This window comes from Paenibacillus sp. WG02, assembly GCF_055396115.1.
In genome coordinates this window covers 3,881,242-3,894,597 of sequence record NZ_AP036016.1, presented here as the reverse complement: position 1 = coordinate 3,894,597, position 13,356 = coordinate 3,881,242, and the positions used below count along the sequence as shown (strand labels likewise).

The 13,356-nt window shown below is 45.9% G+C and carries 11 protein-coding genes and 1 pseudogene; all 12 read right to left on the bottom strand.

Going from position 1 to position 13,356, the window contains the following annotated elements:
* Nucleotides 1–12: 12 nt before the first annotated feature.
* The 12 genes and pseudogenes from smc to ACBP55_RS17255 all read right to left on the bottom strand — a co-directional run bounded on the left by smc (nt 13) and on the right by ACBP55_RS17255 (nt 13,250).
* Nucleotides 13–3,589, bottom strand: a pseudogene (gene smc / locus ACBP55_RS17310) (chromosome segregation protein SMC).
* Between the two features lie 95 nt (nt 3,590–3,684).
* Nucleotides 3,685–4,386: a ribonuclease III gene (rnc, locus tag ACBP55_RS17305; protein WP_464652934.1), complete on the bottom strand. Its 702-nt coding sequence runs from the start codon at nt 4,384–4,386 to the stop codon at nt 3,685–3,687.
* 61 nt (nt 4,387–4,447) lie between these two features.
* The gene (gene fabF, locus ACBP55_RS17300) at nt 4,448–5,683 is read right to left on the bottom strand and encodes a beta-ketoacyl-ACP synthase II (protein WP_464652933.1); all 1,236 of its coding nucleotides are present in this window, start codon (nt 5,681–5,683) and stop codon (nt 4,448–4,450) included.
* 245 nt (nt 5,684–5,928) lie between these two features.
* Nucleotides 5,929–6,162 (bottom strand): acyl carrier protein, encoded by a 234-nt coding sequence (gene acpP, locus ACBP55_RS17295; RefSeq protein WP_464652932.1) that lies wholly within the window; start codon nt 6,160–6,162, stop codon nt 5,929–5,931.
* Nucleotides 6,163–6,246: 84 nt separating this feature from the next.
* Nucleotides 6,247–6,987 carry a 3-oxoacyl-[acyl-carrier-protein] reductase gene (gene fabG, locus ACBP55_RS17290; RefSeq protein WP_464652931.1) on the bottom strand — a complete coding sequence of 247 codons (741 nt, stop codon included), beginning with the start codon at nt 6,985–6,987 and terminating at the stop codon, nt 6,247–6,249.
* Complete coding sequence (gene fabD / locus ACBP55_RS17285) at nt 6,974–7,924, bottom strand: ACP S-malonyltransferase (RefSeq protein WP_464652930.1); 951 nt, start codon at nt 7,922–7,924, stop codon at nt 6,974–6,976. Before fabD ends, fabG begins: the two co-directional genes overlap by 14 nt.
* Before the next feature lie 689 nt (nt 7,925–8,613).
* A complete protein-coding gene (locus tag ACBP55_RS17280; RefSeq protein WP_464652929.1) occupies nt 8,614–9,600 on the bottom strand; it encodes a beta-ketoacyl-ACP synthase III in 987 nt (328 codons plus the stop codon).
* Nucleotides 9,597–10,601 carry a phosphate acyltransferase PlsX gene (gene plsX / locus ACBP55_RS17275; RefSeq protein WP_464652928.1) on the bottom strand — a complete coding sequence of 335 codons (1,005 nt, stop codon included), beginning with the start codon at nt 10,599–10,601 and terminating at the stop codon, nt 9,597–9,599. The genes ACBP55_RS17280 and plsX overlap by 4 nt, the downstream gene beginning before the upstream one ends.
* On the bottom strand, nt 10,585–11,199 hold the full coding sequence (fapR, locus tag ACBP55_RS17270; RefSeq protein ID WP_029195322.1) for a transcription factor FapR: 615 nt from the start codon (nt 11,197–11,199) through the stop codon (nt 10,585–10,587). Before fapR ends, plsX begins: the two co-directional genes overlap by 17 nt.
* A 119-nt stretch (nt 11,200–11,318) precedes the next feature.
* Nucleotides 11,319–11,492 (bottom strand): 50S ribosomal protein L32, encoded by a 174-nt coding sequence (gene rpmF, locus ACBP55_RS17265; RefSeq protein WP_029195321.1) that lies wholly within the window; start codon nt 11,490–11,492, stop codon nt 11,319–11,321.
* A gap of 38 nt (nt 11,493–11,530) precedes the next feature.
* A complete protein-coding gene (locus ACBP55_RS17260; RefSeq protein WP_029195320.1) occupies nt 11,531–12,037 on the bottom strand; it encodes a YceD family protein in 507 nt (168 codons plus the stop codon).
* Nucleotides 12,038–12,125: 88 nt separating this feature from the next.
* Nucleotides 12,126–13,250 carry a SepM family pheromone-processing serine protease gene (locus ACBP55_RS17255; RefSeq protein ID WP_464652927.1) on the bottom strand — a complete coding sequence of 375 codons (1,125 nt, stop codon included), beginning with the start codon at nt 13,248–13,250 and terminating at the stop codon, nt 12,126–12,128.
* Between the last annotated feature and the right edge of the window lie 106 nt (nt 13,251–13,356).

The following is a 13,356-nucleotide window of genomic DNA, read 5'->3' as shown; positions in this document are numbered from 1 at the left end:
CATTCAACTTAATTATGATGCGGACATCGCGGCTTCTTCATCCTCTAAACGAACGGAAACGAGCTTGGAAACACCGCCCTCTTGCATCGTTACCCCATACAACACATCCGCTTCCTCCATCGTTCCCTTGCGGTGCGTAACCACGATAAATTGCGTCATTTCAGAGAACTCACGCAAGTATTCGGCAAAACGAGATACGTTCGCTTCGTCCAAAGCAGCCTCTACCTCATCTAATACGCAGAATGGAACAGGCTTTACACGGATAATCGAGAATAACAGCGCAATCGCTGTGAGAGCGCGCTCTCCACCAGAAAGAAGTTGAAGATTTTGCAGCTTTTTACCAGGCGGTTGTGCTACGATCTCGATACCTGTATCCAGCATATTTTCCGGCTCCGATAGAATCAAATCCGCACGACCGCCACCAAACAATTTAGCAAATACGACGCCAAAATGCGAGCGGATCGCATCAAAGGTGGTCTTAAACCGTTTGGACATTTCTTGGTCCATTTCACGAATGACCTGATAAAGCGTTGTTTTGGCTTCGATCAAGTCGTTTTTCTGAGAGTCTAAAAATTCATAACGCTCAGAAACCCTCGCATATTCCTCAATAGCACCGAGGTTCACATCACCCAGTGAAGCGATCTCACGTTTAAGTTCACGCACTCTGCTCTGCGTACCTTGGATATCCTCAGGAACTGGATAGCGTTCTTTTGCTAATTCATAGCTAAGCTCATATTCTTCCGCCAGCTTCTTCAGCAGGTTTTCTAGCTCAACATCCAATCGAGTAACGCGTACTTCAGTTTGATGCAAATTCTCTTCAACCTGCTTCAGCTGAATACGTTGCGTTCGGGTTTCATTCTCTTCTTGCTCGAGCTTATGTAACCAATCCGTTCGCTCAGCACGCTTAAAATCAATGTTTTCTGTGCATTGCTGCTTCTTGAGCTTAAGATCGTTAAGTAATTCAACTTGTAGCACAGTCTCCTGCTCAAGTGATGCCATATCTTGATCCAGCTGCTGGAGCAGTCCGCGGTTCATTTCCATCTCACGGTCAGCTTCACCAAGATCCTGCTGCAATCGACGCTGTTGATCTTGGAGTGACTGTTTCTCTTGCGAAATCGAAGCTACCTTGACCTTCAAATCCGTCAACTGGCTTTGCAGCTCTTCCTTCTCCGACTCACTCGCTTTGCGGGAGTGCTCGGCATCCCGAATCGCTTGCTGCAAAGAAGCTTCTTCTTGCTGCAGCTCAGCCAGCGCTGCTTCGGACTCCACTTTTTTCCGTCCAAGATCTGCCTGCTCTTCAAGCAGCGAGCCTCGATCTTGACTATCCAGCGTTAACTGCTCCTCAACCGTGCGGCTTTCTGACTCAAGCGGATTCAATTCTGCCCGAATTTGCTGCTCAGTGATTCGTTTTTGCTCACCCTGTTGACGCAGCTGTTCGATCGTCATCATATCTTCTGTAATCTCGCGCTTCATCACGCTGGATTGGCTGCGCAAGCCGCTGAGCTGCTGCTCAGAAGTTTTAATCTCCTGATCCAGCTCCTCAATTTGACGTTGACGCCCAAGCAGATTCGTTGATTTCTTCTGTAAGCTTCCGCCTGTCATCGAACCGCCTGGGTTCACGACGTCACCTTCCAGCGTCACAACCCGATAGCGATACTGTGCTTTAGCAGCAATATGATTCGCATCTTCTAAGCTCTGCGCCACAACAACATTCCCAAGCAAGCTTGAGAAGATGTTCTGGTAGGTAGAGTCAAATGAAACGAGGTCAACTGCAAGGCCGACAAAACCTTTAGAAGATTTCAAAGAAGTAAGCTCATTGTCGGAAATCGAGCGTCCACGAATAACATTCATAGGCAGGAACGTAGCTCGTCCCATTTGACGGCGCTTCAAGAAGGCAATAGCTTCACGGCCATCCGCTTCGGTCTCAACTACGATATTTTGCAAGGCTCCGCCGAGCGCCGTCTCAATTGCAATCTCAACGTCTGCCGGTACCTTTACAAGCTCGGCTACGGCTCCGCGAATACCGCGCAAATCCTTACGACTCTTCGCCTTAAGTACTTCTTTAACACCCTGCATGAAGCCATCGTAATCGTTGGCCATCTCTTTCATCGTGTCGCGGCGAGATGTCAATGCATCGAGCTTCTGCTCCCATTTGCGGACCATGCTTTGTGCTTCATCAAGCAGTCCTTGCTTGCTTTTCAAGCTTTGGGTTAACTGCACATACCTTTGTCGTTCATTCTCAATTTCACTAACCGTTTGTTCCAATTTAGCTGTCAACTCTTGCTTACGGATCGAAATCTTCTCGCGCTGCTCTGCCCATTTCTGACGTTCTTCATCGAGCCTTTCCAATCGACGAGCAATACTTTCCGTTTGCTGCTCTGCATAACGAATCTCGTTCCTCGCCTGAGCCATTCGGTTTAGCGTTTCCAACAATTCGCCTTTCAACTGATCTTCAGGTGAGGAACTGATACCGCCATTAACCCCAAGTAATCGTTGTTCTTCCGCGGTCAGTTTCGCTTGAAACTCAAAGAGCTGGGCGCCAATTTGGATGATTTTCTCCCGCTGTTGACTTAGCTCATCTTCTTTATCTATTTTGCGCTGTTCTTGCATAGCGATTGTAGTGCTAAGCTGCTGGTGATTAGCCACATAATTCTTTTTACGTTCTTTAAGCACTTCACCATGCCCTTCGCACTTCTCGAAATCTTCGCTCAGTCTGCAGTAAACTCTCTTGAAGCTTTTCTAGCTCCTCCTCTAACCTGCGAGTTTCCCATCGATGCTTCTCCAAGTGCGCATCATGTTGATTCACAATCGTTGAAAGCTCCGTTTGTTCCTTAACTAGCTTCTCTAACAGCTGTTTCGAATCATTCCATGAAATGTAAATCTGATCAATTTGATGTACATACATAGCAATTTCACTGCTTTTGAGCGTCTCCCGAAGCTCTTTATAACGAATCGCCTTCTCAGACTGCTCGCGAAGCGGTTCGATTTGATCCTCAAGCTCAGAAACAAGATCGTGAATCCGCAGCAAATTTTGCTCGGTGTCACTTAATTTCTTCTCCGCTTCACGTTTACGCGATTTATATTTAACAATCCCCGAAGCCTCTTCAAAGATTCCTCGACGATCTTCGGATTTGGTACTTAAAATTTCTTCGATCCGACCTTGTCCAATAATAGAATAAGCTTCTTTCCCTATCCCCGTGTCCATGAACAATTCCGTTATATCTTTCAGACGGCAGGGCTGCTTATTGATTAAATACTCACTATCCCCATTGCGATGCACTCTGCGAGTAACTGTCACTTCATTGAAGTCAAGTGGAAGCGATTGTGACGTATTATCTAGCGTCAGCGAGACTTCCCCATAATTGACAGCTCGGCGCGCATCACTGCCCGCAAAAATAACATCTTCCATTTTACCGCCACGTAAGGACTTCGCACTTTGCTCACCTAACACCCAGCGGATTCCGTCCGAAATATTGCTTTTTCCACTGCCGTTAGGACCTACAACCGCGGTAATACCGCGTACAAATTCCAACTCCGTACGGTCTGCGAAAGACTTAAACCCGGATAATTCAATCCGTCTCAAAAACATGGTCTCACCTCAGAAATTATTGTAACATATCCCTTTAAAAAATAAGAGAAAAAAACAAAAAAGGCGGCCTCAGCCGCCCCTTAAAGCCATATGCATTACCGCTGAACAGTCACATTTAATTTCGACAAAGCCCCAGCAGCAGCCTGCTGCTCAGCTTCTTTCTTGGAACGTCCTGCTCCGGTTCCCAGAAGGTCGGTATCCATGTGCACTTCAGCTACAAACTCACGTTCATGAGCTGGCCCTCGTTCATTCACAATGCGGTATTCCAACGAACCCATGTTGTGATGTTGGGTATGCTCCTGCAATAGAGTCTTGTAATCAATAATTAGCAGTTTACCTTCGCTGGAGATTTTGGCGAAAACGTGCTTTTTGAGAAAACCTTTTACGATATCCAAGCCTTGATCAAGGTATAAAGCTCCAACAAAGGACTCGAAAACGTCGGCGAGAAGCGCCGGGCGTGACCGCCCTCCAGTAAGCTCTTCCCCTTTGCCCAGTAATACAAAAGCACCGAAATCCAAATCTTCAGCGAAAGTAACGAGTGACGGCTCACAAACGATAGACGCCCTGAACTTCGTCAATTCACCTTCTGAACGCCCTGGATAAGTATCATATAAAAATTCCGAAACCGTTAGTTCAAGGACAGCATCCCCTAGAAACTCCAGACGCTCGTTATCTTTATGCCCAGCAATACGGTGTTCATTGACATAAGAAGAATGGGTAAAAGCTTGCTGAAGCAGCTCTTTTTTTCGAAATGTAATCCCTATCCGCTGCTGCAGCTCTTTAATATCACGATTCATTGCCTTTATTCACCACCCAGAGAGAATGATATTCCGTTATCTTTCTTCGTAGGAAGGCAAATTATGCTTCAAACCTTTTCAAGATAATCGTTGCATTATGTCCACCAAAGCCGAATGAGTTCGACATCGCAATGTCAACCTTCGCCGCGCGGGCTGTGTTTGGCACATAATCCAAATCACACTCTGGGTCTTGGTTGACCAAATTGATTGTCGGTGCAATCAAGCTATTAGAAATGGTTAAACCACAGATAACAGCCTCTACACCGCCGGCAGCACCAAGTAAATGGCCAGTCATTGATTTTGTAGAGCTAACAGCTACATTGTAGGCATGTTCGCCTAATGCTTTCTTAATCGCCGTTGTCTCCGATCTATCTCCCACTGGCGTAGACGTTCCATGAGCATTGATGTAAGAAATCGACTCTGGGCTAATACCCGCGTCTTTAATCGCTTTGACCATACAACGTGCTGCCCCATCCGGATCGGGATCTGTCATGTGATAAGCATCACCGCTCATCCCATAACCGATCACTTCCGCATAGATGCGTGCCCCACGCTTCTGCGCATGTTCGAGTGATTCCAAAATCATCACGCCTGCTCCCTCGCCCATGACAAAACCATCGCGGTCTGTATCAAACGGGCGGCTAGCCAAATGCGGCTCTTCATTGCGAGTTGACATCGCGCGCAAAGCACAGAAGCCAGCCACACCAATCGGTGTAATCGTTGCCTCAGCCCCGCCGCAAATCATCACGTCAGCATCGCCGCGTTGAATCATTTTGAAGGAATCACCGATGGAGTGTGTACCTGTCGCACACGCAGTAACTGCCGTGGAGTTCGGCCCTTTTGCCCCAGTAATCATTGAAACTTGTCCAGACGCCATATTCGCAATCATCATCGGAATAAAGAAGGGAGATACGCGTTTCGGGCCCTTTTCCAAAAGAATTCTATGCTGTTCTTCCCATGTATTCAATCCACCAATTCCTGATCCAACCGATACACCCACACGTTCAGGATCCGTATCTTCCTTTACATTCAAGTTTGCGTCTTTTAGCGCGTTAACCGCACCAGCAACAGCGAATTGAACGAAACGATCCATCCGACGTGCATCCTTACGATCCACATAATCTTCAATATTAAAATCTTTAACCTCAGCTGCAATACGAGTCGGATACTCGCTGACATCAAAATTCTCAATCAAACTAACCCCGGATTTACCAGAAGTCAGATTGCCCCAAAACGTTTCTAAATCTTGACCAAGGGCAGTAACTACGCCCATACCTGTAATTACAACTCTGTTCATTTGTACCACCTTCTATGTAGTAAAGCTTCATTTTTTTTCCACATAAGAAAGTACAAATTTTCGGTTCCCGAAAACAGCTTTCTTATTGGCGATAAAACCTAATATAGGGATCTTTGGTCGTAGACCAAAGTCTCTCCTCGTTAAACGCGGTCGCTCATCCTTGAATGGCCTCGATTGAGGTTTTCTCATTGTTTGAAAATGGAGAGAAAGTCCCGTCTTGATTAGAAACGGGACTCGGTAGACTATTACGTATGAGATTTTATGTAATTCGTAACTTCTCCTACAGTCGTAATCTTCTCAGCATCTTCATCTGAAATTTCTAAATCGAACTCATCTTCTAATTCCATTACTAATTCAACTACATCGAGAGAATCAGCACCTAGATCTTCTTTGAAAGATGCTTCGAGGGTGACTTCAACTTCATCAACCCCTAGACGATCGACAACAATTCGTTTAACACGATCCAATACGTCGGACATCCGGTTCACCTCCTCTTTGGTATTATACGAGAATCTCTGACAGATTGCCAGTAGTCAATTTTGAGATTCTCTTTCTGGTAAAACTTACATGTACATGCCGCCATCCACATGGAGTGTTTGGCCTGTCATGTAGGACGCATCATCCGATGCTAGGAAGCGAACAACCTTGGCAATTTCCTCTGGTTGACCAAGGCGCTCCAGCGGAATTTGCTTCAACATTTGTTCTCGCATCTCGGCTGACAACTTGTCCGTCATATCGGTTTCAATGAAACCTGGCGCTACTGCATTCACAGTAATACCTCGAGAAGATAGTTCTCTTGCAGTCGCTTTGGTTAAGCCAATAACGCCTGCTTTTGCTGCTACATAGTTGGCCTGACCCGGGTTACCGAGCACGCCTACTACAGAAGATATATTAATAATTCGACCGAAACGCTGTTTCATCATCGGGCGAGTAACGGCTTTTACACAGTTGAACACACCCTTAAGATTCGTAGCGATGACTTGATCGAACTCTTCTTCCTTCATCCGCATGATTAAATTGTCTCTTGTTATGCCAGCATTATTCACAAGAATATCAATTTTACCAAAACTTTCTAGCGTTTGCTTTACTAAATCATCAGCTTCTTGAAAACTGCTTACGTCGGCACGCAGCTTAATAGCTTTACGTCCCATCGCTTCAATCTGCTCTACAACTTCTCCAGCAGCAGCTTCACTTCCTGCATAGTTCACAACAACATCGGCCCCATGTTCAGCCAAATGCAAAGCAATCGCTCGGCCAATACCTCGAGATGCCCCTGTTACCAGTGCAACCTTACCCGTTAACATGATTGTGTACCTCCTGCATATACTTATCCAAAGCTTCCAGACTGCCAATCGACACGGTTTTCACTGTTTTGTCTACCTTTTTAATCAGACCGGCGAGAATGGTTCCCGAGCCGAGCTCAATGAATGTATCGACGCCTTGGCCGATCAGATAAACAATGGTGTCCTCCCACAGAACAGGAGAGTACACTTGCTCTACGAGCAGCCCGCGAATATCGCTGGGCTGTGTGACAGGACTAGCCGTTACGTTGGCCACAACGGACACGGCTGCATCACTCATCTCGATCGACGCAAGCACCTCTGCGAGGCGCTGCGAGGCTGGCTTCATGAGTGAAGAGTGAAAAGGCCCGCTCACCTCGAGCGGTATGGCACGCTTCGCTCCAGCTTCTTTGCAGCGTTCGACAACTGCTGCAACGCCCTCTTTACTGCCCGAGACGACGATCTGTCCCGGGCAGTTCACATTGGCGAGCTCCACGACGGAGCCGCCGCTTGTGATAGCTGCGCATAGCTCCGCAAGCGCTTCGCGCTCGGCTCCCAGCACAGCTGCCATTGCCCCCAGGCCGCCAGGGACGGCCTGTTCCATGAACTCGCCGCGGGCCCGCACAGTGCGTACCGCGTCTTCGAACGCAAGCACGCCCGCTGCGACCAGCGCGCTGTATTCACCGAGACTATGTCCGGCGACATAGTCAGGCTTAATGCCCGCAGCCTTGAACGCTTCCAGACAAGCGATGCTTGTTGTCAGCAGCGCAGGCTGCGTGTGATACGTGATCTTCAATTGGTCCTCTGGACCTTGGAAGATCAGATCAGATAACGAAAAGCCTAGCGCTTCGTTAGCACGCTCAAAATATGCTTTAGCAGCAGGATGATTCGTGTATAAATCATGCCCCATACCCACGGATTGCGAGCCTTGACCAGGAAATACAAATGCTATTTTACCCATACGAGAAAAGGATCCCCTTCCGCGATAATTTTCAGTAATTAATTATATTTTTTACTTAAAATTCCATTTTTTTCACGAGTCATTATTTTTCTATAACCCTTATTGACACTATCCCCTTGGCTCATTCCTTAGTTCTTCAGTTCTTCAGTTCTTCAGTTCTTCAGTTCTTCAGTTCTTCAGTTCTTCAGTTCTTCAGTTCTTAAGTTTGCAGTTTTTCCATTCTTATGTTCTTCTACGCCTACTTAATTTGTCTTCTGAGTCTCGGGGATAGTGCCGATAGCTTCACCCGGAAAACATTTATCAACTGAAACATTTTTCAATCAATTGTGTATTCATCCCGCGTAACCCTCGGGTTCATTAAAATAGAAGAAAAATGGCCTTTTTCCGACACCTGAGCCTTTGGGATAGTGACAATAGCATCATGCGGAAAACTTTTATCAACTGCAAGTTTTTTCAATCAATAGGTGCATTTATCCAGCGTATTACTCGGGTTATGGCCTATTTCTAAACACCTGAGTCTTAGGGATAGTGCCAAAAGCATCACTCGATAAACTTTTATCAGCTGCAAGATTTTTCAATCGATCGTCCATTAATCCAACGCAACCCTCTTGTTCAGACAAAATGATGAAAAGAATTGGCTTTTCTAATCACCTGAGCCTTAGGGATAGTGAAGATAGAAAAACTAACTCCTACCACACCAATGCAGATGCGCCCCAAGTTAAGCCGCCGCCAAAGCCGACTAGCACGAGGCGGTCGCCTTCGTTCAATCTTCCCTGCTCAACCGCTTCTGCGAGAGCTACAGGGATAGAGGCCGCGGACATGTTGCCGTATTTGTCTAGGTTGATCATGCATTTCTCGTCAGTCAGTTCTAGACGATTTAGAGAAGCTTGAATGATTCTCATATTTGCTTGGTGCGGTACGAGCAGATCGATGTCTGTTTTTTCCCAGCCTGCTTTGCGAAGCGCTTCATCAGCGGCATTGCCCATGATCCGGACGGCAAACTTGAAGACTTCAGCTCCGGCCATGTAGATGTAGTGCAAACGTTGGTCAATGGAGGCTTGTGAGGAAGGATTGCGTGACCCGCCACCTTCAATCTTTAGGAGGGGACCTCCAGTGCCGTCAGCGCCTAACTCAAACGATTTGAAACCTCTATGTTCAGGCACTTCTCCAATAACAACGGCTCCAGCACCATCGCCAAAAAGAATGCATGTGTTACGGTCTGTATAGTCAGTAATTTTGGATAAACAATCCGCGCCAATGATAAGTGCATGTTTATATGTACCAGTGGCAATGAAATTCGAAGCATTAGCTAGTCCATATACAAAACCCGAACAAGCTGCAGACAAGTCAAAAGCTGCTGCTTGTTTGGCTCCCAGCTTCTCCTGGAGAATACATGCCGTGGAAGGGAATGCCATATCAGGTGTAATTGTCGCTACTATAATTAAATCAAGTTGGTCTGCCGTAATCCCTGCGTTAGTCAGAGCAATCAGTGCGGCTTCATAACAAAGATCAGACGTAGCTTGTCCTTCTGCGGCTATCCGTCTCTCACGTATACCCGTTCTGGTCACGATCCACTCATCATTCGTTTCTACCATGGTTTCCAATTCTTGATTTGTTAAAATTCGTTCTGGTACATATTTACCCGTTCCGAGTACCCCAACCGGTATTAAGTTCATGTTGTTATATCTCTCTTCCCGTGGCTAATTTCGGCAGATATCGTGCCAACCAAATCATTTTGTAAGGCAATTCTCGCTTGACGAACTGCGTTCTTAATGGCATTCGCATCGGAGGAGCCATGGCTTTTCAGGACTAATCCATCAATACCCAAAAACGGAGCCGCCCCATGTTCGTTATAATCCAACTTTTTACGGAATTGTGTAAGTCCTGGTTTCAAGACTGCCGCTGCAAGTTTAGTGAAAATGGTTTTGGTGAACTCTTGTTTCAGAGCTGAAAAAATGGTAGACGCAGCGCCTTCCAATGATTTCAGCATGATATTTCCTGCGAATCCATCGCATACGATGACATCGCATTTGGCACGAAGCACTTGCGATGATTCGACATTCCCAACAAAATGAATAGGAGCTTGTTCCATTAAAGGATATGCCGCTTTAGTTAATTCATTCCCTTTGGTCGCTTCTGTACCCACATTCAGCAGGCCTACACGAGGCTTGGCAATACCATGTACTTTGGAGCGGTAAATACTGCCCATAATGGCGTATTGAATCAGCTGTTCGGCTGTTGCATCCATATTAGCTCCCATGTCGAGCGCAAGAACACCATTTCCATCCATAGTTGGAATCATAGGAGCCAGTGCAGGACGTTCAATCCCTGGAATTCTTCCTACGACTAGCAGTCCAGTCGTCATCAAAGCACCTGTATTTCCTGCGGAAATCATGGCTTCTGCTTCCTTCTCACGTACTAACCTACCTGCTACCACCATAGAAGCGTCTTTTTTGCGGCGAACGGCCTTAACAGGCTCATCCTCTGCTTCAATGACTTCTTCCGTGTGACGGATCGTTAAGTTTGCTGGTCTTTCTGTGAGGTGCGCTTCAATCGCGGCGCTATTGCCGACCAGAATGATATGTACATCTTTCCATTCTTTGGCCGCTGCGAGTGCACCTTCCACTACGATTTTAGGAGCATTGTCGCCACCCATTGCATCAATCGCGATTCGCATGCAGCTTGTCCTCCCTATCTAGATGTTGCTCTTTCTTCGAATGAAAGATCACAAAGTTGCCTCGAAAAACCGTTTCATCGCCAACATATGAAAACACCTCGACTCTTGCTTTCCCTTTGGAAACGGAACGCACATAGGCTTTGGCGATACATTTCTCTCCAAGCTTTACAGAGCGAATAAAACGGATGTCTGCAGAAGCTGTTAGAGCTATGGGATCGTCGATGACGGCAACCGCCAGGGAGTTCGCTTGCGAGAAAATATGATGTCCTCTTGCAATTTTGGTTCTTGAGAAAACATGTTCTTCTTTAATTTCAAAAATCGAGATACCGCTTTGATCCAGCTGTAAATCAATCACTTCTCCAATAATTTCATCAATTGGCAGTGAGCGTACATGATCATACGTTTTGACGGCCATATGCTTCATTCGTTCCCGCAGCTCAGGAATGCCGAGTTCCAACCGATCCAAGCGGACGGTTTGGATACTGACCTGAAACGTTCGCATCAGTTCCTCGTCTGTCATAAAAGGATTAGCTTCAATGGCTTGAAGCAATTGCTGCTGCCTTTGTCGTTTAGGAAGGCGTTCGATGGCGAGCACCACCTTATCTCGTGAGATCTCATCTTATTACCAGATACTAAACTGTAGTATATTAAATTTATAGCCAAAAAGAAAGCAAAAAAAATAGCACCTCACACTAGGATGAAGTACTATGTCGAATCTTATGCTTTTACGATCTCTCTACCTTTGTAAGTTCCGCAAGACTTGCACACACGGTGTGCTAGCTTCAGTTCTCCACATTGTTCACATTTCACCATGCCTGGAACTTCCAATTTAAAGTGAGTACGGCGCTTGTCGCGACGAGTTTTGGACGTTCTTCTTTGAGGTACTGCCATATTCAAAACACCTCCTTATACGAATTTCGGGCAATGCCTTATTCTTTGTTAAAAAAGTCCGCGAGACCTGCAAGCCTAGGATCTATCTTCTCCTGCTTACAGCCGCAATCACGCTGATTGCGATTCTCTCCGCACACGGGACAGAGACCTTTGCACGCTTCGTCACAAAGTGGTATGTACGGTAAACCGACCACAACATTTTCTACAACGTAAGGCTCCAAATCGACTTTATCTCCAACGACCAAGTGAATATCCTCGTCTAGATCTGGATCTTCTTCTTCTGGTTTTTGCATGAAGACTTCCTCAAAAGGAAGTTCGATTGTTTGGTTTGTGTGCGATAAGCATCGAGAACAAATTAACTCCAAGTCTAGCGTTAACGTACCGTTAACTTTTGCTTCTCCATCTTCATACACGGCTTGAAGATCGACGTGTACGGGACCATGACCAATGATATCTTGACGTCCTTCGAAAGGATCAGTCAAGTTCAATTCTTCAGTCATATGAGCCTTCCCTTTAAGAGATAGCTCTCTAAAACGAATTTGCATGTTTTTCACCCCAAACAAACAAAGATTATTATATCCAGTTTGCATTCCTTTTGTCAATTTAAATTATCTTACTTTTACTAGATCTAGCTTATTTCGGAGGCAATGCTGCTAGAAATTTGAGCGCATCATCCATTGTGCCAATTTCAACAATTTTCATTTTGGTCTTAATTTGTTTGGCTCTCTCAACAGCTGCTGTGTAATTCTCGACTTTGGTACCATCTTTATAAGTCATATCTTTGGGTGCAAAGAAATAATCAGCCTTTTCCTTGTCCGCGGCAATGATCTTATGCTGAATACCGCCAATTGGACCTACGGTGCCGTCGCTTTCAATCGTTCCCGTCCCTGCAATGCGATAACCCTTGGTTATATCATCAGCCACGAGTTGATTGTAAATCTCTAAGGAGAACATTAATCCCGCCGAAGGACCGCCAATCTCACCAGCCTTAATGGTTACTTGTTGATCCTCCTGGTCCGCTTTTACTGCCTGCATATCCGCTGGTACAACGCCAATGCCTGCCCGCGGCTCGCCCTGCTCACCATTTTGTTTAGGAAGCGCACCAAGCGTCAACGTAGCTTGCTGTTCAATTTTTTTCCTCGAATACGTGATAGAAATTGTATCCCCTGCTTTTTTGCCTTTAAGTGAGTCCAGTAAATCTTGAGCGACTTTCACTTCTTTATCTCCAGCTTTTAAAAGCACATCTCCCGGTTTGAGTACTTTTTCTCCCGATAAGCCAGGCAGCGTCTGGAGTACCATAACTCCTTCATGATTGATATGAAAAGGAATTTTGGCGTGCTTATATGCCGCTTGAATAGCACTCGCTTGTGATGTTAACATCACGTACTCTTGGCGCTGTGAATACTCCTGCTCCGACTCACCTTTGCGTAAAACACTCGTTTTGGGCTGAATTTCTTCATAAGGATGTACGAGACCGATTAAATAATTGACCATATTGGCATCGGCAACTCGTACCGTTGTTAGCATCAGTGTCCCCTTTTCGTCAGCTGAGCCTTTGGGGACCGTCACCATTGGTTTAATTTCTTCCGCAGTCCCTGGCATGAATATAAAAAATGGAAGTCTTACAAAAAACAACAAATAAACAATGACAACTCCGACAATCGCGGATATTAAATAGCGCCTAGTCGCCGATCTTTTCGGATATCGATATGAATCATTCGACCATGTACGAATCGTACTCTCTTCTTCGTTCTCCATACAGGTTCCCCTTCCTGATGCCTTATACAAATGGTGTCTCTTCCTATACCTGCCAAGCGAAAGCTTGGTCTAAACCCTCATCCTCCAGCGTACAATTGAAGCATGT

Bases quoted from the DNA above. Each gene is read 5' to 3' on its own strand.
- fabG (WP_464652931.1), bottom strand. From the start codon at position 6,987: ATGTTAACGGGTAAGGTTGCACTGGTAACAGGGGCATCTCGAGGTATT.
- ACBP55_RS17260 (WP_029195320.1), bottom strand. From the start codon at position 12,037: ATGCAAATTCGTTTTAGAGAGCTATCTCTTAAAGGGAAGGCTCATATG.
- ACBP55_RS17280 (WP_464652929.1), bottom strand. From the start codon at position 9,600: ATGAACTTAATACCGGTTGGGGTACTCGGAACGGGTAAATATGTACCA.
- acpP (WP_464652932.1), bottom strand. From the start codon at position 6,162: ATGTCCGACGTATTGGATCGTGTTAAACGAATTGTTGTCGATCGTCTA.
- rnc (WP_464652934.1), bottom strand. From the start codon at position 4,386: ATGAATCGTGATATTAAAGAGCTGCAGCAGCGGATAGGGATTACATTT.
- fabD (WP_464652930.1), bottom strand. From the start codon at position 7,924: ATGGGTAAAATAGCATTTGTATTTCCTGGTCAAGGCTCGCAATCCGTG.
- rpmF (WP_029195321.1), bottom strand. From the start codon at position 11,492: ATGGCAGTACCTCAAAGAAGAACGTCCAAAACTCGTCGCGACAAGCGC.
- fabF (WP_464652933.1), bottom strand. From the start codon at position 5,683: ATGAACAGAGTTGTAATTACAGGTATGGGCGTAGTTACTGCCCTTGGT.
- ACBP55_RS17255 (WP_464652927.1), bottom strand. From the start codon at position 13,250: ATGGAGAACGAAGAAGAGAGTACGATTCGTACATGGTCGAATGATTCA.
- plsX (WP_464652928.1), bottom strand. From the start codon at position 10,601: ATGCGAATCGCGATTGATGCAATGGGTGGCGACAATGCTCCTAAAATC.